This is a genomic window from Kitasatospora gansuensis (assembly GCF_014203705.1).
In the GTDB taxonomy this organism is placed as follows: Bacteria; Actinomycetota; Actinomycetes; order Streptomycetales; family Streptomycetaceae; genus Kitasatospora; species Kitasatospora gansuensis.
Genome location: NZ_JACHJR010000001.1, coordinates 7,481,402 through 7,501,995, shown reverse-complemented (window position 1 = coordinate 7,501,995; position 20,594 = coordinate 7,481,402). Strand labels below are relative to the sequence as shown.

The window sequence follows — 20,594 nt, the reverse complement described above, 5'->3', positions numbered from 1 at the left end:
CGCCTCAGCCGACCGTCTTGATCGCGTTGGCCCACTTCTTGTTCAGCTCGGCGAAGTAGCCGTCCAGGCTGCCGCCGCCAGCGCCCCGTGCCAGGTCGACGATGTGCTGCCGGTAGTCCGGCTTGTTGAGCCCGATCTCGGACTGGTTGTCGATCTTCGAGACGTCGGCGTTCCTGGTCTGGCTCAGCTGGATGAACTGGACCCCCGCGTCCTGGTACGCCTTGAACTCATCCGGCATCGCCCCGGCCTTCAACGTCGGCAGCAGCGCCTGCTCCTGGGCGTAGGTGCTCTTGTCGACGAACCAGTCGACCCAGGCGCGCGCCGCCTCCTTGTGCTCGGAGTGGATGCTCACGGCCTGCCGGTAGTCCGGGGAGATCACCGAGCAGAAGTGCCCGTTCGTCTGCGCCGGAAAGGGCATGAAGCCGATGTTCGCCGGGTCCGCGCCCCCCGTCCTGGCGGCCGCCTTCATCTGTGAGATCGCCCAGGAGGCAAGCGGCAGCGTGCCGATCTTCCCGGTGCCGAGCTGGCTCTTGGCCGCGTCCCAGGTCGTGGTGGTCGGGTCCTTCTCCGTCAACTGGTCGTGCACCACGTCGTACAGCAGCGTGTCGATCCCGTTGAGCTCCTTGCCGGCGGCCCACGGCGCGGTGTCGGCGGCCAGGCTGTCGTTGGCCTTCGGGTCGCAGCCGGCCTGGCCCAGGTAGCTCTGCCAGGCCGTGATCGGCCAGCCCTCGTGGTAGATCGTGTAGAGCGGCGTGGCCTGCGTCTTGGCCTTGATCGCCTGCAGGTCAGCCCGGAACTCGTCCGGCGTGGTGGGCCATTTGCTGATCCCGGCCTGCTGCCAGACGGCCTTGTTGTAGACCATGCCGGTCGCGTTGCCGTTGATGGCGATGCCGTAGACCTGCCCGTTGTAGGTGCCCCCGTCGATGAAGCGGTACTTCTGGTCGAGGTCGGCCGGGGTGCCGAGCGGGGCGAAGAACTTCGGGTAGTCGGGGACCGGGACGGCGGCCGGGATCATCAGCACGTCGCCGTAGTTGCTGCTGTTCAGTCTGATCTTGACGTCGCCCTCGTAGTTGACGATCGCTTCGAACTTGACGTGCACGTTCGGGTAGGTCTTGTTGAACTCGGCCGCGTATCTGGCCAGGGTGCCGTCGGCGGCATGGTCGGTCTTGTGGGTGAGCACGGTGATGTCCCCGCTCACCCTGGTCGGGTCCGACGGGGCCACGGCCGTGCCGCCGGTGCCGCCGCCTCCGCTGCCTCCGCCGGAGCAGGCCGAGAGTGCCGCCATCGACATCAGCACCGCGGCCGCCAAGGCCACCGATCGCTTCTTCATGTACCGACTCCCGGGTTCGCTCGGCCTTATACGTTTAAGTGCAGGACGCAAAGGAACTACCTGGTCTGGTTTCGGGGGAACCGTAGGAGCCGGCCTGGGATTCAGTCAACCAACCGCGTACGCATCGAGATCAGTTCGTTACCTGCCGTGCTCGATGCCGGGCTCTCTGACTTAAGCACTTAAGCCCATTGGCAGCAGCGGTGCCGTGCCCTACTGTTCCGCCATGGCCTTCCTCTCCATGGACCTGTCGGATCTGCGGAAGTACCGACCCGAACGGACCGAGCCCGACGACTTCGCCGCCTTCTGGGCGGACACGCTGGCCGAGGCCAGAGCCGTCCCGGCCCGCCTCGACGCGCTCCCGGTCCACACCGGTCTCACCACCGTGACAGTTGAGGACGTCAGCTTTCCCGGCTTCGCGGGGCAGGCGATCAGGGGCTGGCTGGTACGCCCGCGCGGCGCCGAGGGCCCGCTGCCGGCGATCGTCACCTACGTCGGGTACGGCGGCGGGCGGGGGCTGCCCCACGACCATCTCCTGTGGGCCAGCGCGGGCTACGCGCACCTGGTCATGGACACCCGCGGGCAGGGCGGCGGGTGGTCCGTCGGCGACACCTCCGACGAGGCGCCCGGCTCGGGTCCGGCCCATCCCGGGTCGATGACCCGCGGCGTCCTCGACCCGGCCTCGTACTACTACCGGAGGCTCTACACCGACGCGGTGCGCGCGGTCGACGCCGTGCGCACGCATCCCGGCATCGACCCGGCCCGCGTCGTGGTGGCCGGTGGCAGCCAGGGCGGCGGCCTGGCCCTGGCCGTCGCGGGCCTGCTACCGGACCTGGCCGGCGTCATCGCGGACGTCCCGTTCCTGCAACACATCCGCCGCGCCACCGAGATCACCGACGACTTCCCCTACAAGGAGATCGCCGACTTCTGCAAGGTCCACCGCGACAAGGTGGAAACCGTCTTCGGCACCCTGTCGTACTTCGACGGCCTCAACTTCGCCGCCCGCGCCACGGCCCCGGCGCTGTACTCGGTCGCGCTGATGGACGAGGTCTGCCCGCCGGAGACCGTCTTCGCCTCCTACAACCACTACCTCGGCCCGAAGGAGATCAGCGTCTACACCTACAACGGGCACGAGGGCGGCGGCGGGCACCACATCCCCGCGACGCTCGCCTTCGCGGCGTCGGTGGCATCCGCGGCGTAGCGGACGCAGGCAACGCTCAGCAGGATCGCGTCACGCGTCGTCCAGGTCGGCGAACGCGGGGCTACGCCTTCGTACGCGCAGCCGCCTTCGCGGCTTTCTGCTTGCTCTGGAAGGGGCAGGCGAGCTGTTTCTGAATCGCGGGAGCCAGCAGGTCCTCCTGGCCCTTCAGCGCGTCCGCGAGCTTCCGGTCCAGCGGAAAGACCATCTCGGCCGCGACGTTGTCCTGCACGATCCGCGCCAGGTTGTCCAGGGCCACGGCCACCGGGTCGGCCGGGAACTGAGCCATCATCAGGTCGATCAGGTGGCTGTCCACCTTGGCCGCGTTCAGGTACTGCCTGAGGATGATGCTGTTCTGGTTGAGCGCGGCGGTCGTCCAGATCGACATGACGACGATGTAGAGGTCCGCCCAGTCCTTCTCCCCGACCCTGGCCCGCCACCGCGTCATGACGTCCTTGACGCCTTCGATCTGGACCTTCGCCGCCCAGTCCATGGTGGTGCCGATGTCCTCGTACACGCTGCCCGAGAAGTCCTCGAACGACTTCATGTCGAACGAACCCGCCGCCGTGCTCCGGTCGATGAACCGGAGCGCCGCATCGAGGATCACCCTGCACGACGCCTCCAGATCCGGGGCGAGATCCGCGGACCCGACCTCGCGGCAAGCAGCCGAGAGCGTGTCCCCGAACGCCCTGAGCGGCGTGATCCACTCGGTCGACCGCGGCCCCTTGAACGCGACCGTCCGCAGGTCGTGCGCGTCCAGGTGATCGTGGTTGGGCAGATTCGGGACCCGGTTGTCCAGATAGGGAGCCAGGATCGAATAGATCCCCAGCGGCGCGTGCGCGACCGACTTCGCCAGCTCGAACACTTCCGAGACCGGGTGCTCGGAGATCCGCTCCCCGTCGTGCACGAGCGTGAAGAGACCGCCCGCGTAGTCGTTGTAGACCACGATGACCGGCGACAGGTGCGCCGCCACCCCGACCCGCAGCGCGTCGTAGTACTTCTGCGTGTCCGTGTCGACCTGGACGAGCGCGGCCCGCGCCTGCTCCCCGTCCACGGGCGAATCGCGTCGGCCCGCCCGGTCGGCCGAGGGCGGGGCGGTGCCGAGAAGCTTCACGGCGCCGGCCGCGGTGGCGGAGCCGAGGAAGGCCCTTCGTGTGGTCATGTGCTGCCCCCAATGCCTGCCGATTGTCAGGACGCTCGCGAGGGACAACGATCACCGACTCGTGCCGACACGCCTCGGGGGCCGGAGAGCCGCTCCACCAGGCCGGCCGGCTAGCGGGCCGGGTCGCGGCGGTACAGCCAGGCGGCTCCTGCGAGGAAGACCGTCGCCCAGATCGTGAGGTTGGCCAGTGCCCCGCCTACCGGGCCGCCGGTGAGGGGGTGGCGGGCGAGTTGGCCGACTCCGTAGCCGGGGGTGAACTCGGCGAAGGAGCGGACCGGCTCCGGCAGGAAGGGCAGCGGGACGAACAGGCCGCCGCACAGGGCCAGCAGCGCCAGTGCGGGGCCGACGAACTGCATGACGTTCTCCGAGGGCAGCACGAATCCTGCGAACAGACCGAGGGAAGCGAAGACCGCAGAGCCGAGCCAGGCGATCAGACCGGAGAGCAGCCAGACCCGCAGCGGAGCCCGTACCCCGGAGGCCGCGCCAAGGGTGAACTCCACCACCACCGACAGCAGCCCGAGCAGCATGGCGGTCAGCACCTTGATCGCGAGGTGGGCGAGCGGGAGCAGCGGCGTGATGCGCAACTGCCTGGTCCAGCCGAGGCTGCGCTCGACCGCGACGGCGGCGCCGCAGGAGGTGGCGGCGAGCATCGAACCGTAGACCGCCATGTTGACCATGGTGAGTCGGCGCACCCCGGCGGCGGCCTGGCCGGCCTGCGGCAGGCCGAAGGAGAGGAAGAACAGCGCGGGCATCACCAGGGCGAAGACCAGGGTGCGCCGGTTGCGCAGCACCCGTCGCACCTCCAACCGCAGGGCCACGGTGTTGAATCCGCCGTACGGCGGGCGGGCGGGCGCCATGGTCATCCGCGTTCCTCGGGGTCGGGCTCGGGCGGCCGGGCGGAGTCGCGACCGGTCAGTGCCATGAAGGCCGACTCCAGGGTGGCGGTGATCTCCAGGTCGCGGGCGAGGGTGTGGTTGAGCAGGTGGCGGGCGATCCGGTCGGAGTCGCGGGTGTGCAGCAGGACCGAATCGCCGTACGCCTCCGCCGAGTCGACGCCGGGCAGGGCGCGGACGGCCGCCAACTCGGCTTCGGGCCAGAGCACTCGGATCCGGCGACCGGTCGCCAGGTTCTTGATCTTCGCCGCCGGGCCGTCGGCCACCACGACGCCTTCCCGTACGACGACGATCCGGTCGGCGTGCGCGTCGGCCTCGTCGAGGTAGTGGGTGGCGAACAGTACGGCCCGGCCGCGCTCCGCATCGCGGCGGACCGCCGTCCAGAAGTCCTGACGTGCCTCGACGTCCATGCCGGCGGTCGGCTCGTCGAGGACCAGCAGCTGCGGCTCCGGCAGCAGGGCCAGGGCGAAGCGGAGCCGCTGCTGTTCGCCGCCGGAGCACTTGCCGACCCGTCGGCCGGCGATCGGCGTCAGCCCGGCCACCTCCATCACCTGGTCGACCGGTCTGGCCGTCGGGTACACGGAGGCGACGTACCGGACGGTCTCGGCGACCGTGAAGTCGCGCAGCAGGCCGCCGCTCTGCAGGACGGCGGCCACCAGGCCGTGCCGGACGGCGTCCGCGGGTGGGCGGCCGCAGACCCGGACGGTGCCCGAGTCGGGCCTGGCCAGGCCCAGCAGCAGGTCGATGGTGGTCGACTTGCCCGCACCGTTCGGTCCCAGGAAGGCGACCACCTCACCGGCCTCGACCCGCAGGTTCAGGCCGTTGACCGCCGTGACCTCGCCGAACTGCTTGCGTACGCCGACGAGTTCGATCACCGCAGGCCCGGTGGGCTGACGTTGCGTCAAGACACACCGCTGTGCTGCTGGAAGAGGTCCAGCAGGATCGCGGCCATCATGCCCTCGCGGCCCGCGCCGACGCCCAGCCGGTTCTGGGTCATGTGGAGCTGGGAGCCGAGGATCCGGCCGGCACCGGGGATGCCGTGGGATTCGGTCCACAGTTCGGCGGCCGGCCGGAGCCTGGTCGTCCAGGCACTCCATCGGGACGGGGCGCCGTCGGCCAGGGCGACCAAGGCCCCCGCGCTCGCGCGCAGCCGGTCGGCCTGGTCGGCGGCCGTACGGGCGAAGCCCTCGGCGGATCCGCCGGACCACTCCGTCCAGCCGTCCCGCACCGCGCTCAGCAGCACCAGCCGGTCGCCGGGCCAGGCCGACAGGGTCGCGGCCATCGCCTCCAACCCGTCGGCGACGTTGCGGCCGTGTCCCGGACGTGCCCGGCAGGCGCGCAGTGCCACCACGCTGGAGGCGTGGAACAGCTCCTCGCTGAGCGCCATCTGTCCGGGCCCGCCGTAGCGCCGGAGCTCCGGCTCGTACACCGCCGGGTGGACGCCCGGCGGCAGCAGCTCGCCGAGGTCGAGTGCGTGGCCGCCCTCGCCGAGGTCGGCGAGCGGCTGGGCGGCCTGCCGGTACGAGGCGGGGGTGAGCCGGTCCTCGGGCGGCAGTTCGGCGTTGACGGCGTCCGTGCGGGCGACCAGCTCTGCGGTGATCCGGGTGGCCGCCGGATCGTCCAGGTCGGCGATCCGCAGTCGCAGGTGCGGACCGCCCTGCCAGTAGCGGACGAAGAACCAGGGCCGGGGCGGAGCGCCCTCTCCCTGGCCGGCCGTGTGCTCCCCGACCACCGGGGCCACGGCTCGGAGCAGCAGGCTCTCCAGTGCGGCGGGTCGCAGCGTGTCCGTGTGCAGGTGCCAACTACGCCAGCGGCCAACGGGGTTGGGTGTACTCATGTGCGCAGGTCCAGCATCGGTTCGGTGAAGCGGGATGTCCCGCAGACGGTCATGAACACCGGGGTCTCCTCGCGGCGTAGGCCGAACAGGGGCTGCACGTGGTACTCGACGAAGGAGCGCGCCGGGCGGGCGACCAGTCCGTGCGCGGCCGCCGCCAGGCAGAGGCCGTGCACGCTCCAGCCCAGGCCGAGCTGGAGCAGGCCGAGGGCCGACGGGCCGAAGTCGTCGAGCAGGGCGTCGATGTCGACGGAGTGGACCCAGACCATCGCCGCGTGGCGCATCCCGGAGTCGGTGTTCGGCGAGGGCTGCTGGGCGAATCCGGGCTGGAGCGCGGCCATGATCATGGGCCGGACCGGACCGGGCGTCAGCTCCCTGCCCTCGACCCGGTGGACGCCGGTCGGCAGACCGCCGACCCGTTGCAAGGCCACGCTCAGCCGGACCCGGCCGGCGACCTCGGCCAGCAGGCGGTCCGGCGGGGGCCGGTCGGCCCAGGCCAGCAGGTCGGCCAGCGCGTCGGCGGAGACCTCGGCGGGCCGCAGGGCGAAGCCGTACAGCTGGTCGGGCATCCGGCCCGCGGTGCGGTTCCAGAGCACCTGCGCCCAGTCGGTCCGGCCGGTCGGGCCGCCCTCGGGCAATCCACGGGCCGGTGGCTGCGGGCCAGTCGGCAGGCCGTGGCGCTGGGCGCTGACGGCGGCCATGTCCCGGATTGACGGATCGTCACTCTCCAGCAGGGGGTCGCGGCTGTCCGGCCCGCTCCCGTCCGGACCGGGGAGTGGCGTGCTCGGGCCGACCTGGGCGAGGCCGCCGAGCCGGACGGCCAGCGGGGCGGACCAGGTGCCGGGACCGGCCGACCGGACCACGGCCTCGGCCTCGGCGGTGCTCCCGCCGTCCAGGGCGAGCCGGGCCTCCACCCCGAGCAGGTCCGCCGCCACGCACAACGACCGTAGGTTGACCCCGAGTTCGACCTCGGTGACGGCGTACCGCATCCGGCCGTAGGCGGCGGGCAGGTCGCTGTAGCGGGCGGCCAGCAGCACCGACGTCCCGTCACCCGTCACCGCGGCCACTCCCCCGGGCGGCGTCACGTCCACCAGCGCGTGCCGGTACACGTCGAGATAGCGGACCGCCGATCCCTGGGCGAGGAAGGCGTGCACCGGGAACTTCGCCCGCCCCGAGGCGACCGAACGGTGGTCGGCGTAGCGGTGCGAGGGCTCGCGGCGCTGCAGGCCGAAGGCCGTGGTCAGGAGATGCCCGAGCAGGTCGCGAGGCTCCAGCGCCGCGACGGTCCCGGGCCCGCAGGGTCCGGGGTACGGGGTGGCGGCCAGCAGCTCGTGGGTGCCGAGCGACAGCGGCACGCCGGTGGCCGAGCGGGCCCATCCGGGCGGCAGAGCACTGGTGGTCGGGGCGCTGTCGTCCACCAGGTGCTGCTCGCCGAGGTGGGCCTTGCCGGGACCCTGCCGGAAGGCGAAGCGGCGGACGTCGGCCGGGGTCAGGGCACCGGGACGGGTGGCTGCGGGTGCGTTCATGGGAAGGGGTGGGGGTCGAGGGGCAGGTCGGTCGGATCCACGTCGAGCCGCGAGAGCAACCGGTCGAGGCCGGACAGGCGTTGGTGTGCCTGGCCGAAGCACATCGGCAGGATGCCGGGCACCACGCACTTGACCACCGACATGCCGAGCGCGGAGTGGTCGGGGGTGGACTGGTCGACGGCCAGCACGGTGCCGAGCCCGGCCGCCCGGTAGAGGTCGAGCACGTACTCCAGCGCGCCGGTCACGTCACCGCCCGCCGCCCGGATCAACGGCTGCGGCCAGTCGCCGAACGCGTCCGCCAGCGACCGCACCGGTCCGCCGAGCACGCGTTCGACCCGGGGCAGCAGTTCGGGGAAGGTGTAGCGGCGCCAGTGGTGCGCCAACTCCTCCACCTGCCAAGGGTCGTCGATCAGCGGCTCCAGCGGCTCGGGGTCCCAGTTGAGCCCGGCCGTCACGAGCTGGGTCAGCTCCCACAGCGCCGAGCGCACCGCCTGCTCGGGGTCGGGATGGCAGCCGGCCGTACTGAAGCTGGCCGGCAGACCACCGTCGCGCCGGACCGCGAGCGCCCAGACCGCGGGCACCGGGATGTCGGCGGTGGCGACCAGCAGGTGGACGTCGTAGCCGTGGCTCTCGACCAGCCTGAGCAGCAGTCGCGACTGGCGGTCGCGGACGGTGGCCGGATCGACGGCGGGCAGCGGGCGGGCGAGGTGCCAGGCCTGCAGGAAGGCGTCCCGCTCGGCGAGTTCGAGCAGCGAGTGCAGAGCCGCCTCCTCGAAACCGCCGCCGAGGGCGCAGCCGCTGGAGGATTCCAGGAAGGAACCGCGCCGGTTCTCCTCCGCCGCCGCCCTGATCCGGTAGCCGTAGCGGTAGAAGCCGATCTCGGCCGGGACCAGGCGGGGTTCGCCGCCGGTCAGCGGCCGCGCCCACACCCAGTCCAGCGGGGTGTCCTCGGTGTACCGCCGCACCTTGCTCGACGGGGAGGCGAGTTGGCGGTCGGTGTAGCCGCCGAGGGTCGCCGGGTCGAGGGCGAGAGCGCCGAGCTCCCGGTGGGTCACGTCGGGGACGACGGTAGCCGCGTGCGGGTAGCCGGCCTGGCGCTCCAGCGCCTCGTACATGCCGACCGCCTCGGCCTCGCGGAACCGCATCCCCCGGCCGAGACCGGACGGCGTCCCGGCCAGTACGTCGACCTCGCTCATCGGGAAGCTGCCCGACGAGAAGCGGGCGATCCGCACCACCGGGCCGAAGCGGGGATCCGCGAACGCGGCCCGCATCCGGTCCGGGTCCATGCCGAACGGCGCCGAACTCTGCCGGGTCGGCACCTCGGCCGTAGTCGGACGCGGCTCCGGCCGTGGCAGGGGCGGCGGCCCGTCGGCGGCCGAGGCCAGCAGCGGCGGGCCACCACCGCACAGGCGGCACCGGAAGGTACGCATCACCCGGTGCCGGGTGACCACACCGGTCCGCGAGACGACGACCAGCTCACCGGGCCGGGGAGCCGCCCCCGCCGTGAGCACCGCACCGACCACCGCCTCCAACCACGGTGACACGGCCGTCACTTGACCGGGTCCTTCCGAGCGGCCCGCCTCCTCCGGTTCGTTCCCGTGGGCGGCCGGCCGCTCGCGTTCGCGGCGGTCGCGTTCGGGACGGTGCTCGGGGTCCCAGCGGCGGTAGGTGTCGGCGGCGGCGGCACAGCCGGGGCAGGCCTGCCGCCCGTCCGGGGTCCAGCGTGGTCCGATCTGTATCTCGGCGGCGCCGATCCGGACGGACAGCAGATCCCGGCCCGCCGCACGGGCGGCGGCCATCGCACGGCGTTCCCAGTCCAGGTCCAGCTCGCCATGGGCGGTCAGCAGGCAGCCGTCCAGGTCCTCGGCCCAGGTCTGCCAGTCCCAGGAGCTCGGCGCGCCCGGGCCGATCCGGTGCCCGGCTGCCGACGGCTGTTCGGGGGCGGCTGTCACAGTGGTGTCCTCGGTCATGAGAGCCGCACCGGCCCGCAGTGCAGCGGGAGTTGCCCGGTGACCGGGTCGTGGGTGAGCCGCCGTGCGAGGACGGTACGGCCCCGGACGGCCGGTTCGGTGCCGACGCGGCTCAGGGCCAGGCGCACCGCGGTGACCGAACAGGTCTCCAACACGCTGGTGCCGACCGGCTGTTCGGCGAGCAACGCGCGCACCTCGGGGTCGGCCTGCGCGTGGGCGACCGCGGCGGCGAGGGCCGCCCGGCTTGCGGTGGCCGCGGTCTCGCCCCATTCGACCGCGGCCACCTTCCCCTCCTGCTCCGTGACCGTCACCAACGACCAGCCGAGAGCAGGGAACCGATGGTGTGTCAGACCGACCGTGCAGCCGAACCAGGACTCCAGGAGGCCGAACAACGTCCGGCCCTCGGTGCCGAGTTCGTCCCACCCGAGCCGGTCTCCCGGGTAACCGGGCAGCCGCTCGGCGCCGAGCTGCCGAAGCACACCGTCGAGCAGCCAGCGGCCCTCGGTCGTCCCGGCGGCGCCGTCGACCCCGGCCATCCGGCGCGCCCCGGCCAGGAGCGCGCTGACCCCGGCGGCCGCACGATCCGGCCCCCACCCGCTGACCCGGGACCCGGAAGGCCCGGCGAGCAGCTCGACGGTCTCCAACGAGAACGGCAACTGGTCCACGTCCAGGTCACGCCCACGCCGCAACGGCCCGACCCAACGAGTAGTCAGCGGAGCCCAGGCCGCCAGCAGCTCCTCGGCCCCCGAGGGATCGACGTCCTCCGTGGGCAACACCAGGACACCGAGCCCCTCGTCGCCCCCGGACGAGCCGTCGGCTTCGGGGAGGGGAACGCGAGCGGTCTTGAGGTGGCGGCCGTGGATCACGGTGGCCGAGTGGGGGGACCGGTCGAGGTCGGTGAGGCCGGCGAGGACCGCGCGGGCCGCCAACGCTCCGGCCAGGACCGCGCTGAGTGGACGCGGCGCACAGGCCTCGGGGTCTCCGGCCGCCCAGGCGGCGGCGCGGTGGGCGGCAGCCTCGAAGGCGGCCGTGCCGGTGACGTCGTCCAGCTCGGCCACCAGGGCCACGTGCTCCCCGGCATGCACGGCGACCACCCGGGTACCGGACGGCAGCGCGGTGCGCCGGGCGGCCGGATACTCGTGATCGTCGATCAGCACCGCCCAGCCCGGCCCCACCGGTTCGGCGGCCTCGGCGTCGGCCGGGTCCCGCCCGCCGGGCGCGACGGCCACCGCGTCCCCCACCCCGTGGCGCCGCAGCGACCGCGCCGCCGTCTCCGCGGCGGGTCCGTCCCCCACCACTCGCACCCGCGCGCCCCGTAGCCGCGCGAAGTCCCCGTAGGGGTCCGAACTGCGGGCTTCCAGGTAGGCGAGCGTCTCGGCGTAGCGTTCCGCGGTGGCCGGGTCGGGTGCCGGAGTGGTCAGCGCGTCCAGGTCGAGCAGGACGTCCCGCTCCAGGAGGGTGCGCAGGATCCGGTCGAGGACCGGGCGGGCGGACTCGTTCCCGAAGGCCGCGACGAGGGCGTCGACGTCCGTACCGTGGGTGAGTTCCTCCAGCCGGCTGTCGAGGACGGTGTACAGCGCCGTCGGTCCGGTGAGGACGAAGGACTCGCCGCCCCGGGCGACGTACACGCCCTGCCGGGCGGGCGCGAAGTGCGTACCAGGACGCAGTTTGACCCTCACGCGCCCTCCCCGGCGGACTCGGCCTGCGCCTGGCCGGACACCGGCTCGTGCGTCAGGTCGTACTCCAGCAGCCACTCGCCGGCCGTCACCCCGCTGCGCACCCCGGGAAGTGCCTCCTCGAAGAAGCCGGGCCCCCGGCGCTCCAGGAACTTCGGCAGCACCCGCACCATCAGCGCGCTGCCCAGGTCCAGGTACTGGGGCTTCTCCCGGCTGCGTGCCCTGAGGTAGCGCGTGAGCGCCGCGGCAGCGCCGTCGCCGGACATCACCTCGCCGGCCGGCATGCCGAGCGGGGTCTTCATCACGATCTCCTCGGGTATGTCGTGGGTGGCCCGCCAGCGCGTCATCGCGATCAGGTGGGCGGCCTCGTCCGCCGGCTCGCCGCCGGGCACGGACGGCAGGTCGTCCCCGGGGTACCAGCGGCGGCGCTGCAGGACCACGTCTCCGGCGACCAGCCGGGGGTAGCGGACGGTGGTCCCGTCGAGGTCGGTGCGCTGGGAGTGCAGCCGGCCGATCGGGTCGAAGGCGACCCGGCCGGTGTCGTAGAGCCAGACGGCCAGATTGAGCGGCGCGGGCTGGAGTTCGATCCACTTCATGCCCAGGGACATCACCCGGATCGGGCGTCCGTCCCGGTCGAGGAGGTCGAGCCGGTCGCCGGCCGGGTCGTGGGCCAGTGTGACGCCGACCCAGTCCTGCGGGGTGACGGTCTCGTCCAGCAGCCGGATCCGGTGGTTGATGTTGGCCCGGTGCAGCCCGTGGTCCTCGACCAGCCGGACGCCGTCGGCGCCGAACCGGTGCTGGATCCGGCGGGCGATCCGGGCGGCGACGTCACTGCCGAACTCGGCCTGGCTGCCGAGGAAGCGGGTGGCCAGCTGACCGTGCCCGGTGTAGCAGGCGTTCAGCACCAGTCGGCCGTCGACGGGCTGGACGAGCAGTCCGTACGAGGCGGCGGTGAGCTTGAACCGGTCGGGCAGGCCGTCGGCGAGCGAGCCGAGCAGGCCCGGGTCCACGGAGACCTCGGCGGCGTCGCCGGCCTCGCGGAGCCGGGCGGCGAGGGTGGCGGTGGCGATCGCGCGACGGCGGAGCAGCTCGGCCAGCGAACCGTCGGCGGGCCCCCACTGCTCGGCGTCGGCCCGGGTGAGCGCGAGTTCCCGGCTGCGGACCAGGGTGACCAGTTCCTCGGCGTGGTCGAGCAGGTCGACCCGCGCACCGACGCCGAACCGGTCGGTGAAGGCGCGGGTGAGCAGGGCGCGGATCTCGTGGTGCCGGTCGAAGAGGCTCTGGAAGGCGGTGACCCGGCCGAGGTCGGCCAGTGCGGCGCGGTAGCCCTCGGGCGAGACGGTGCCGGGTTCCAGCAGGTAGTCCTCGTTGACCTGGAGCTTCGCGGGGCAGCTGCTCAGTTCGTTGAGCGCGGTCTCGGCGGCGCGGATCCTGGTGAGGGCGGCCCGGCGGCCACCGACGGAGTCACGGGCCATCAGATCGAGGTCGGCCGCGATCGCGGCGACCGTGGCGGCTGCCTCGGGGTGGTGCTCGGCGAGCAGCTTCTCGGCAGCCGGCAGCGGGTCGCGCGCCTGCTCGTCGAGGACCGGGGCAGTCACCAGGATCTGCGCGTCGACGGCGGCGGTGACCAGTCGCCTGGCGTCCGGCTCGGACACCGCGAAGCGCCGGGCGAGTTCGGCGATCAGCAGCTCGACCGGCAGCGGGCCGAGAGCGGTGAGCTTCAGCAGGCCGGTCAGCTGTTCGTTCAGCTCGGCCGACAGGGTGCGCCGTCGGCCGTTCACGACATGCTGGAAGCGGATGTGGGTGCCCTCCCGCTTGAGCATGGCGTTGCGCTGCACGACAACGGGGAGTTCGCCGAGGCGGGGCGGGGCCACGATGCCGTTGACCAGGCTGGAGAAGAGCGCCCGGTCCGGGGTGAGCACGGAGTGGGCGCGGCGCCGGTCGAAGGCGGCCTCGTCGAAGCGGCGGCCGTCCTCGGACCAGTCGGCGAATCCGACGGCGGTGAGCCGGGACAGCGGGCTGACGCGCAGCAGCGCACGGGCGAGGTGCTGGACGAGCCCGCGCTCGGACTTGCGCTGACGGGCGGTCGGCTGCCCCGGTGAGGTGCGGTAGCGCTGGGCCGCGTCGAGGACCTGGGGAGAGTTGAGAGCCAGTGAGAGCTGGAAGGGCTCGGATCCGACCGCCTGGGCGAGCCGTTCGCGCTCCTCGCCCAGGAAGGCCGGCAGGCCCGCCTCCAGTGCGGTGCGGGCGAGTTGGCTGCGTTCGCAGGCGGCCAGCCAGGCGGTGACGGCCGGCGGGAGCGGCGTCTGCCAGGTGTCCCGCAGGTCCGCGGCGTCCGGGACGCGGTCGTTGAAGGCGGCGCGCTTGAGCCGCAGCAGACGGTGGCGTTCGCGGCCGGTGGTGGCGCCGGCGAGTCGGTAGAGCTCCTCGCAGACCTCGTCGGCCAGTGCCCGGCACTCCCGGTGCGCGGTGAACAGGGCCCGCAGGACGGTGCCGAGGCGCTCGCCGCCGAGGCGCAGACCCGGCGTGGGATTCACCCGGTACATGGGTGTGTCGGCCAGGATCCAGGACTCGGTCACGCCAGCTCCCTGCTGAAGGCTCGTACCCGCTCGATGGACGACTCACCGGTCAACTCGTCGGTCCCCTCGCCGAGCCCGTAGCAGAGGTAGTACCGCTGCATCGGGGTGATGCCGAAGCAGGTCAGGCTGGTGTAGAGGACGTTCAGCACGATCCGGTGCGCGATGTGGCGGTAGGAGGGCTTGCGCAGCATGCCGCCGTCCAGGAGCTCGCCGATGAAGTCGCTGCGGACCGGGGCGCCGAGCGGGTGCTCCCACTCCCCGCCGCCGGCCGCGTCCTGCAGGACGTGCTCGTCGACGGCCTGGCCGGCGGTGTGGGCCTCGGCCACGCCCCAGGCGTACTGCATGGCCCGTTCCCAGGCGCGCAGGGTGTCGGTCAGCACGGGTGCCCGGAGGGCGTCGAGGAAGACCTCGCGGTCGCTCCCGTAGCGCGCCGCGAAAGCGGACCTGAGGTCGGTGTGCCTGCCGGTCGCCGAGGCGACGCCCTCCGCGTGCGAGCGGTACGGCAGCGCGCCGGCGCTGATGCCGCGCGGGTGGGTGCGGGCGAGCAGTGCGAGGACCTGGGCCAGGTGCGGCAGCAGCTCGGCCTCGGGGACGGCGAGTGAGCCGAGCACCGGTTCGAGGAAACGGCCCATGATCTGGTCGACGGCCTGCGAGAGCGCCGGGGAGTCGGCACGCGGCCGGTGCGGTTCGGTGGTCACCCGGCCCTGCGGGTGACAGGGCAGCAGCTCGTCCTGAACGTTCTCCCAGCGGGCGAGCTCCTGCGCGCGGCGCAGGTAGGTCTCCTGGTCCGGGGCGCTCGCGCCGCGGGCGGTGGCGAGTCCGGTCGCGGTGGCGACGAACTCGCTCGCGTCGACGGACCGTTCGCCGTAGGGGCGGAGGGTCAGGAGGAGGTGTGAGCCGTGCAGCCAGCCTCGGCGCACGTGGACCACGGGAAGCTGCTGCGAGCTTTTCAGGCGCAGCAGAGGCTCGCTGATTTCTCGCAGCAGCTCCCGCGGATTGTCCGAGTAGTCGAAAACCCGTATGGCCAGGCCCGGATCGATAGTTCGCATGACGACTCCAGGAAATACACGAATCGGTCGGTCGGCGTGAAACCGGCGGCACGATCGCTGACGGCCGTTCGGCACGGTGTCACCGGCTCTGCCGGCACCCGACTACGAGAAGTCGGGAATGGTCAGCTGCCGGAAATCAGCAGCAGGAGGAGGAGGTGCTGGCCGAGGCGCTCGGGGTGGTGTTGAGCGCGTCCTCGGTCAGGATCTCCTCGCCGTCCTCGGTGTACAGCCACACGAAGACGATCGAGGCGCCCATGTCGGGCAGTGCGACGGCGTCGTTGGCGTCCAGGACGGCCAGCTCGTTGACGTCGAACGCGGCGAAATCCACAGCAGTGCTCATGGTGGTTCCCTTCAGGTTGGTTTGACGGAAAGTCAGCAGCAGGAGGAAGAGGTGCTGGCCGAAGCGCTCGGGGTGCTGTTGAGCGCGTCCTCGGTCAGGATCTCCTCGCCGTCCTCGGTGAAGCTCCACACGAAGACGATCGAGGCGCCCATGTCGGGCAGTGCGACGGCGTCGTTGGCGTCCAGGACGGCCAGCTCGTTGACGTCGAACGCGGCGAAATCCACAGCGGTGCTCATTGCGGTTCCCCTTTCGGATCGACCGGCGGTCTGCCGGTGACTGGGCATGAGCCAACTACCTTTCGGGAGATCTCGGCAAGGGGAATCCGGCGGCAGCAATATGCCGCTGCCGAAAGCACTTGTCGGGGACATGAAAAGCCTGGCGTGCCAATCTGCCGCCAAGTTCGGACAATCCGGCAGATCCCCCCTCACCGCCCCTGGCACGTTGCTGTCAGACGGCATCTCCGACCTGGTCCGGAGCTGGACTCGGCGGCACGGAACTGGCGAGAGTGTCGCAGTGCCCGGCCGCCGCCGGCCCGATGTCGAATGAGCGGCAAATTCTTGACCGCCATCCGTCAATCCAGCCCCGCGGCGCCCTGTTTGATTCAGGACCGGAGGAACTCTGTGATCAGCGCGCAAGGCCTCAGCTACTCGTACCGGACCCGCTTCGGAACGGTCGAAGCCGTCCGGAACGGGACCGTGGACGCCGTCCAGGGGGTCGACCTGGAGGTGGCCGCAGGTGAGATGGTGGCCTTTCTCGGCCCCAACGGCGCCGGCAAGACCACCACGGTGCGCATGCTCACCACGCTCCAGACGCCGACCGGTGGCACCGCCTCGGTGGCCGGCCACGACGTGGTCCGCGAACGGGCCGCGGTCCGACGGACGATCGGCTACGTCGGGCAGTCCTCCGGCGGCTCCGAGCACCGGGTCGCGGACGAGCTGCACACCCAGGGCCGGCTCCAGGGCATGACGGCCGCTCAGGCCGCGGCCCGCACCGCCGAGTTGGTCGAACAGTTCGAGCTCGGCGGCTTCAGTGGACGGCCGGTCGCCAAGCTCTCCGGCGGCCAGCGCCGCCGGGTGGACGTCGCGCTGGGGCTGGTGCACCGCCCCGCCGTGCTGTTCCTGGACGAGCCGAGCACCGGCCTGGATCCGCAGAGTCGGGCCAACCTCTGGGACCACCTGCGCAGACTTCGCACCGAACACGGCACCACGGTCTTCCTCACCACGCACTACCTGGACGAGGCCGACCTGCTCTGTGACCGGATCATCGTGATCGACGGTGGCCGGGTGATCGCCTCCGACACCGCCGAGGCGCTGAAGGGCCGGATCGGCGGTGACGTGGTCACCCTGGAGACCAGCCGGATCAGCGACGCCGCGACCGTGGTCGCCAGGGTGGTCCCCGGCTGTGACCTGGACACCACTCCGGACGGCGTGCAGTTCCACGTCGCGCACGCCCAGCGGCTGCTGCCCGAGCTGCTGCGGGCACTCGACCACGCCGGCGTCGCCCTGGAGTCGGTCTCCGTCAAGCGCCCCACCCTGGACGACGTCTTCCTGCGACTGACCGGCCGTTCCCTGCGCGAAGAGGGCCTGCCGGCCAGGACCGCACCCTCCGACGGGGACCGGACCCCGTCGGCCACCGAGCCGCTGAACACCGAGGTGACCACGTGACCACCGCCGCCACCAGCTGGATCATCTTCCGGCGCTCGATGCGCTTCACCCTCCGCAAGCCCTCCTGGGTGATCTTCGGCCTGATGCAACCGCTGCTCTACCTGGCCCTGTTCGGCCCGCTGCTGAACCGGATCGGCCAGGCGCCCGGCTTCGACGGGGGCAACACCTGGCGGGTCTTCGTCCCCGGCCTGCTGGTCCAACAGGGCGTCTTCTCCGCCGTGTTCGTCGGTTTCGGCATCATTTCGGAGGTCCGGTCCGGCGCGCTGGACCGGATGAAGATCTCCTCGGCGGGCGAGCTCGGCCTGCTACTGGGCCGGATGCTCCGGGACGCCGTGGTGCTCACCGTGCAGGCCGGGCTGCTCACCCTGGGCGCGCTGGTCGCCGGGCTGCGGGCGCCGGCCGGCGGGGTGCTGGCGGCGTTCGCCCTGGTCACTGTGGTCGGCCTGGCGATGTCGGGCTTCGCGTACGGGCTCGCGCTGGTGCTGAAGAACGAGGAGGCGTACGGCCAGGTGCTCAACACCCTGATGCTGCCGATCATGCTGCTCTCCGGGGTGCTGCTGCCGCTGGCCCTGGCACCCGGCTGGCTCTCCGGACTGGCCGAGGCCAACCCGCTGTCGCATATCGTGACGGCCGAACGCGCCCTGTTCGCAGGCGAGTTCGGTGGCAGCGACACCCTGGTCGGGGTAGCCGTCGCAGCCGGCCTGGCGGTACTCACCACCTGGTTCGCCTCCCGCGCGATCCGCAGCGGCTCGTGACGGCGCCCACCGCGGCGGCCCCGCCCGCCGTCGCCGAGGTGCACCGGCACCGGTTGGCCAACGGTCTGCGGCTGGTGGTGATCCCGGACCCGGGCAGCCCGGCCGTCGGCCTGGCCGTCGCCTACGGGGTCGGCTACCGCTCCGAGTCCCGGTCCGGCTTCGCGCACCTCTTCGAGCACCTGATGTTCCAGGGCAGCGCCAATCTCGCGGCACAGGAGCACGCCCGGCACATCCAGGCCAACGGCGGCCTCTTCAACGGCACCACCCACCGCGACCACACCTGCTACTTCCAGGCGATGCCGGCCGAGGCCCTGGAGCTCGGCCTCTTCCTGGAGGCCGACCGGATGCGGGCGCCCCGGATCACCCCGGAGGCGATCGCCACCCAGGCCTCGGTGGTCGCCGAGGAGATCCGCCGCACGGTCACCAACCGGCCGTACGGCGGCTTCCCCACCTTCCAGCTGCCGCAGGTGCTCTTCGACTCCTTCGCCAACGCCCATGACGGGTACGGCGATCACGCGTCGCTCGGCGCCGCCACGGTCGAGGAGTGCGTGGACTTCTTCGACCGCCACTACGCCCCGGCGAACGCGGTGCTCGCCGTCTGCGGCGGCGTCGACCCCGCCGAGGTGGTCAAGTTGGCCGAACGGCACTTCTGGGCGATCCCGCCCCGTACGGCCGTTCCGCCGCCCGAGCTCGCCGAGCCACCGCTCGCCGGGCCCCGCACGGTTCGGCGCACCGACCCGCTGGCCCCCCTCCCGGCGGTCGCCGTGGGCCGACGGATGCCGCCGCCGGACTCGCCCGACTACCTGGCGACCGTGGTCGCCGCGGCCGTCCTCGGCGACGGGGAGTCGAGCCGGCTGCGCCGCTCGCTGGTCCGCGAACGCCGGCTGGCCACCCAGGTGATGGCGATGGCCGGCCTCTCCGGCCCCTTCGACTCCCGGGACCCGGACGCCTTCCTGGTGAACGCCGTCTGCCCGCCCGGAGTCTCCGCCCCGCACACCGCGGAGGCCGTCGACGAGGTGCTCGCCGCACTGGCCGCCGAGGGTCCCGACGAGGACGAACTCCTCCGATCGGTACGGAGGTTGCAGACCGCCTGGTTCGCCGACACCGACCCGGTCGGGATCCGCGCCCGCCGGCTGGCCGGCTACGAACTGCTCCACGGCGACGGCGAACTGGTCCTCGACGCGCCACGCCGCTTCGCCACCGTCACCACCGAGGACGTGCGCCGGGTGACGGCCGACCTGACCGGACGTCACCCGGCCGTGCTCCAGCTGCTCCCCGAACGGAAGGCCGACCGATGAACCCCGGCAGCACCGGGGCCGCACTGCCCCCGCTCGCCCCACCGCGGCCCGCACCGCCGCTGGAGATGGTGGACACCGCGCTGCCGACCGGGCTGCGCGTGGTGGCGGCCCGCCGGGCCACCGTCCCGGTGGTCCAGCTCCGCCTGGGCGTCCCCTTCGGCGGCTCCACCGCCCGGCACACGGCCGCCGCCGAGCTGCTCGCCTGCACCCTGCTGACCGGGGGCGGCGGGGCCGGCCGTACCGCCGTCGACGACGAACTCGCCGCCGTGGGAGGCAGCCTGCGGGCCGTGGTCGGCCCCGAGGACCTCCGGATCACCGGCCAGGTGCTCACCGAGGGACTGCCCCGGCTGCTGGCCCTGCTCGCGGGCTGCCTCACCGGCGCCGGGTACGACGGGACGACCCTGGAGGCCGAGCGCGAGCGGCTGCTGCACCGGATCCGGCTCACCGGGTCGATGCCGGCCAGGGCCGCCAGGGCGGCGTTGCTCCGCCGCTGCTTCGGCGACCATCCGGCCACCAGGGAGACCCCCACCGAGGACCAGGTGGCAGCCGTCGACCGGAACGAGGTCGCCGAACTGCACCGGACCCAACTGGTGCCGCGCGGCTCGGCGCTGGTCCTGGTCGGAGACATCCACCCCGCCCGTGTCGTCGAGGAGTTGGCGGTCGCACTGGGCGGCTGGGCGGCCGGGCCCCAGGCGGTGCGGATGGCGCCGCTGCCCGCCCCGGCCCATCCGGGAGAACCGCCGCAGGCCGTCCCGGTCACCGGGGCCAGGCAGTGCGAGGCCCGGCTGGCCGCGCCCTCGCTGGTCCGTACCGACCCGGGTTACCCCGCGCTGGTGCTCGCGGACCGGGTCTTCGGCGGCTACTTCTCGTCGCGCCTGGTGCAACGGCTGCGCGAGCGGGAGGGCCGGATCTACACCGGGCAGTCCGCGATCGAGCAGCGGACCGGCTCGGCACTCGGCACCGTCCAGTTCGCCAGCGCGCCGCGGCACGCCGCAGCGGCCCTCGACGGAGCCCTCGCCGAACTCGCCGCGATCTCCGGCGAACTCCCGCCGACCACCGAGGAGATCGCATCGGCCCGGGGCCACGCACTCGGACTCCAGGCACTCGCTCTCTCCACCCAGAAGGGTCTGGCCGACAGCCTGTACGGACCGGTGCTGGCCGGCCTCCCCGCCGACTGGACCGACCACCTCGCGGCCCGGCTGCGCGCCGTACCCGACGACGAGGTCCGCGCGGCCGCCGCCGACCACCTGCGTCCCGACGCGTACACCGCAGTGCTGCTCGGCCCACCCGCCGATCCCGACACCGACTGACGCCCCGTTAGGA

The 20,594-nt window shown here is 72.6% G+C and carries 17 protein-coding genes; 5 read left to right on the top strand and 12 right to left on the bottom strand.

What is annotated here, in order from left to right:
* Window positions 1-4: 4 nt before the first annotated feature.
* On the bottom strand, window positions 5-1,330 hold the full coding sequence (locus F4556_RS33820; protein ID WP_184923001.1) for an ABC transporter substrate-binding protein: 1,326 nt from the start codon (window positions 1,328-1,330) through the stop codon (window positions 5-7).
* 223 nt (window positions 1,331-1,553) lie between these two features.
* Here F4556_RS33820 and F4556_RS33815 point away from each other — a divergent pair, with 223 nt between their 5' ends.
* Window positions 1,554-2,528, top strand: a complete 975-nt coding sequence (locus F4556_RS33815; protein ID WP_184922999.1) for an acetylxylan esterase — start codon at window positions 1,554-1,556, stop codon at window positions 2,526-2,528.
* Window positions 2,529-2,589: 61 nt separating this feature from the next.
* Here F4556_RS33815 and F4556_RS33810 read toward each other — a convergent pair whose 3' ends face one another.
* The 11 genes from F4556_RS33810 to F4556_RS33760 form a co-directional block, all read right to left on the bottom strand.
* Window positions 2,590-3,735, bottom strand: coding sequence for a hypothetical protein (locus F4556_RS33810; protein WP_246511160.1), 1,146 nt, complete (start codon window positions 3,733-3,735; stop codon window positions 2,590-2,592).
* 62 nt (window positions 3,736-3,797) lie between these two features.
* Complete coding sequence (locus F4556_RS33805) at window positions 3,798-4,550, bottom strand: ABC transporter permease (RefSeq protein WP_184922997.1); 753 nt, start codon at window positions 4,548-4,550, stop codon at window positions 3,798-3,800.
* Entirely contained in the window at window positions 4,547-5,485 is a 939-nt protein-coding gene (locus F4556_RS33800; protein ID WP_184922995.1) for an ABC transporter ATP-binding protein, read from the bottom strand. Before F4556_RS33800 ends, F4556_RS33805 begins: the two co-directional genes overlap by 4 nt.
* Window positions 5,482-6,417, bottom strand: coding sequence for a thiopeptide-type bacteriocin biosynthesis protein (locus F4556_RS33795; RefSeq protein WP_184922993.1), 936 nt, complete (start codon window positions 6,415-6,417; stop codon window positions 5,482-5,484). Before F4556_RS33795 ends, F4556_RS33800 begins: the two co-directional genes overlap by 4 nt.
* Window positions 6,414-7,940 carry a hypothetical protein gene (locus F4556_RS33790; protein ID WP_184922991.1) on the bottom strand — a complete coding sequence of 509 codons (1,527 nt, stop codon included), beginning with the start codon at window positions 7,938-7,940 and terminating at the stop codon, window positions 6,414-6,416. Before F4556_RS33790 ends, F4556_RS33795 begins: the two co-directional genes overlap by 4 nt.
* The gene (locus F4556_RS33785; protein ID WP_184922989.1) at window positions 7,937-9,910 is read right to left on the bottom strand and encodes a SagD/YcaO family ATP-dependent cyclodehydratase; all 1,974 of its coding nucleotides are present in this window, start codon (window positions 9,908-9,910) and stop codon (window positions 7,937-7,939) included. The genes F4556_RS33790 and F4556_RS33785 overlap by 4 nt, the downstream gene beginning before the upstream one ends.
* Window positions 9,907-11,589, bottom strand: coding sequence for a hypothetical protein (locus tag F4556_RS33780; protein ID WP_184922987.1), 1,683 nt, complete (start codon window positions 11,587-11,589; stop codon window positions 9,907-9,909). The genes F4556_RS33785 and F4556_RS33780 overlap by 4 nt, the downstream gene beginning before the upstream one ends.
* On the bottom strand, window positions 11,586-14,165 hold the full coding sequence (locus F4556_RS33775; protein WP_184922985.1) for a lantibiotic dehydratase family protein: 2,580 nt from the start codon (window positions 14,163-14,165) through the stop codon (window positions 11,586-11,588). Before F4556_RS33775 ends, F4556_RS33780 begins: the two co-directional genes overlap by 4 nt.
* Window positions 14,162-15,085 (bottom strand): hypothetical protein, encoded by a 924-nt coding sequence (locus F4556_RS33770; protein WP_184922983.1) that lies wholly within the window; start codon window positions 15,083-15,085, stop codon window positions 14,162-14,164. The genes F4556_RS33775 and F4556_RS33770 overlap by 4 nt, the downstream gene beginning before the upstream one ends.
* Before the next feature lie 265 nt (window positions 15,086-15,350).
* Window positions 15,351-15,554, bottom strand: coding sequence for a thiopeptide-type bacteriocin (locus F4556_RS33765; RefSeq protein ID WP_184922981.1), 204 nt, complete (start codon window positions 15,552-15,554; stop codon window positions 15,351-15,353).
* 32 nt (window positions 15,555-15,586) lie between these two features.
* Window positions 15,587-15,790 carry a thiopeptide-type bacteriocin gene (locus F4556_RS33760; RefSeq protein WP_184922979.1) on the bottom strand — a complete coding sequence of 68 codons (204 nt, stop codon included), beginning with the start codon at window positions 15,788-15,790 and terminating at the stop codon, window positions 15,587-15,589.
* A 384-nt stretch (window positions 15,791-16,174) separates the two neighbouring features.
* Here F4556_RS33760 and F4556_RS38735 point away from each other — a divergent pair, with 384 nt between their 5' ends.
* Genes F4556_RS38735 through F4556_RS33740 form a run of 4 tightly spaced genes read left to right on the top strand, consistent with a single transcriptional unit; the run spans window position 16,175 to window position 20,581 of the window.
* On the top strand, window positions 16,175-17,218 hold the full coding sequence (locus tag F4556_RS38735) for an ATP-binding cassette domain-containing protein (RefSeq protein ID WP_313069009.1): 1,044 nt from the start codon (window positions 16,175-16,177) through the stop codon (window positions 17,216-17,218).
* Window positions 17,215-17,973 (top strand): ABC transporter permease, encoded by a 759-nt coding sequence (locus tag F4556_RS33750; protein ID WP_184922975.1) that lies wholly within the window; start codon window positions 17,215-17,217, stop codon window positions 17,971-17,973. The genes F4556_RS38735 and F4556_RS33750 overlap by 4 nt, the downstream gene beginning before the upstream one ends.
* Complete coding sequence (locus F4556_RS33745) at window positions 17,970-19,271, top strand: M16 family metallopeptidase (RefSeq protein ID WP_221503759.1); 1,302 nt, start codon at window positions 17,970-17,972, stop codon at window positions 19,269-19,271. The genes F4556_RS33750 and F4556_RS33745 overlap by 4 nt, the downstream gene beginning before the upstream one ends.
* On the top strand, window positions 19,268-20,581 hold the full coding sequence (locus tag F4556_RS33740) for a M16 family metallopeptidase (RefSeq protein ID WP_184922973.1): 1,314 nt from the start codon (window positions 19,268-19,270) through the stop codon (window positions 20,579-20,581). Before F4556_RS33745 ends, F4556_RS33740 begins: the two co-directional genes overlap by 4 nt.
* The last annotated feature ends 13 nt before the right edge of the window (window positions 20,582-20,594 follow it).

Bases quoted from the DNA above. Each gene is read 5' to 3' on its own strand.
- F4556_RS33820 (WP_184923001.1), bottom strand. From the start codon at position 1,330: ATGAAGAAGCGATCGGTGGCCTTGGCGGCCGCGGTGCTGATGTCGATG.
- F4556_RS33815 (WP_184922999.1), top strand. From the start codon at position 1,554: ATGGCCTTCCTCTCCATGGACCTGTCGGATCTGCGGAAGTACCGACCC.
- F4556_RS33805 (WP_184922997.1), bottom strand. From the start codon at position 4,550: ATGACCATGGCGCCCGCCCGCCCGCCGTACGGCGGATTCAACACCGTG.
- F4556_RS33795 (WP_184922993.1), bottom strand. From the start codon at position 6,417: ATGAGTACACCCAACCCCGTTGGCCGCTGGCGTAGTTGGCACCTGCAC.
- F4556_RS33790 (WP_184922991.1), bottom strand. From the start codon at position 7,940: ATGAACGCACCCGCAGCCACCCGTCCCGGTGCCCTGACCCCGGCCGAC.
- F4556_RS33785 (WP_184922989.1), bottom strand. From the start codon at position 9,910: ATGACCGAGGACACCACTGTGACAGCCGCCCCCGAACAGCCGTCGGCA.
- F4556_RS33765 (WP_184922981.1), bottom strand. From the start codon at position 15,554: ATGAGCACTGCTGTGGATTTCGCCGCGTTCGACGTCAACGAGCTGGCC.
- F4556_RS33760 (WP_184922979.1), bottom strand. From the start codon at position 15,790: ATGAGCACCGCTGTGGATTTCGCCGCGTTCGACGTCAACGAGCTGGCC.
- F4556_RS33740 (WP_184922973.1), top strand. From the start codon at position 19,268: ATGAACCCCGGCAGCACCGGGGCCGCACTGCCCCCGCTCGCCCCACCG.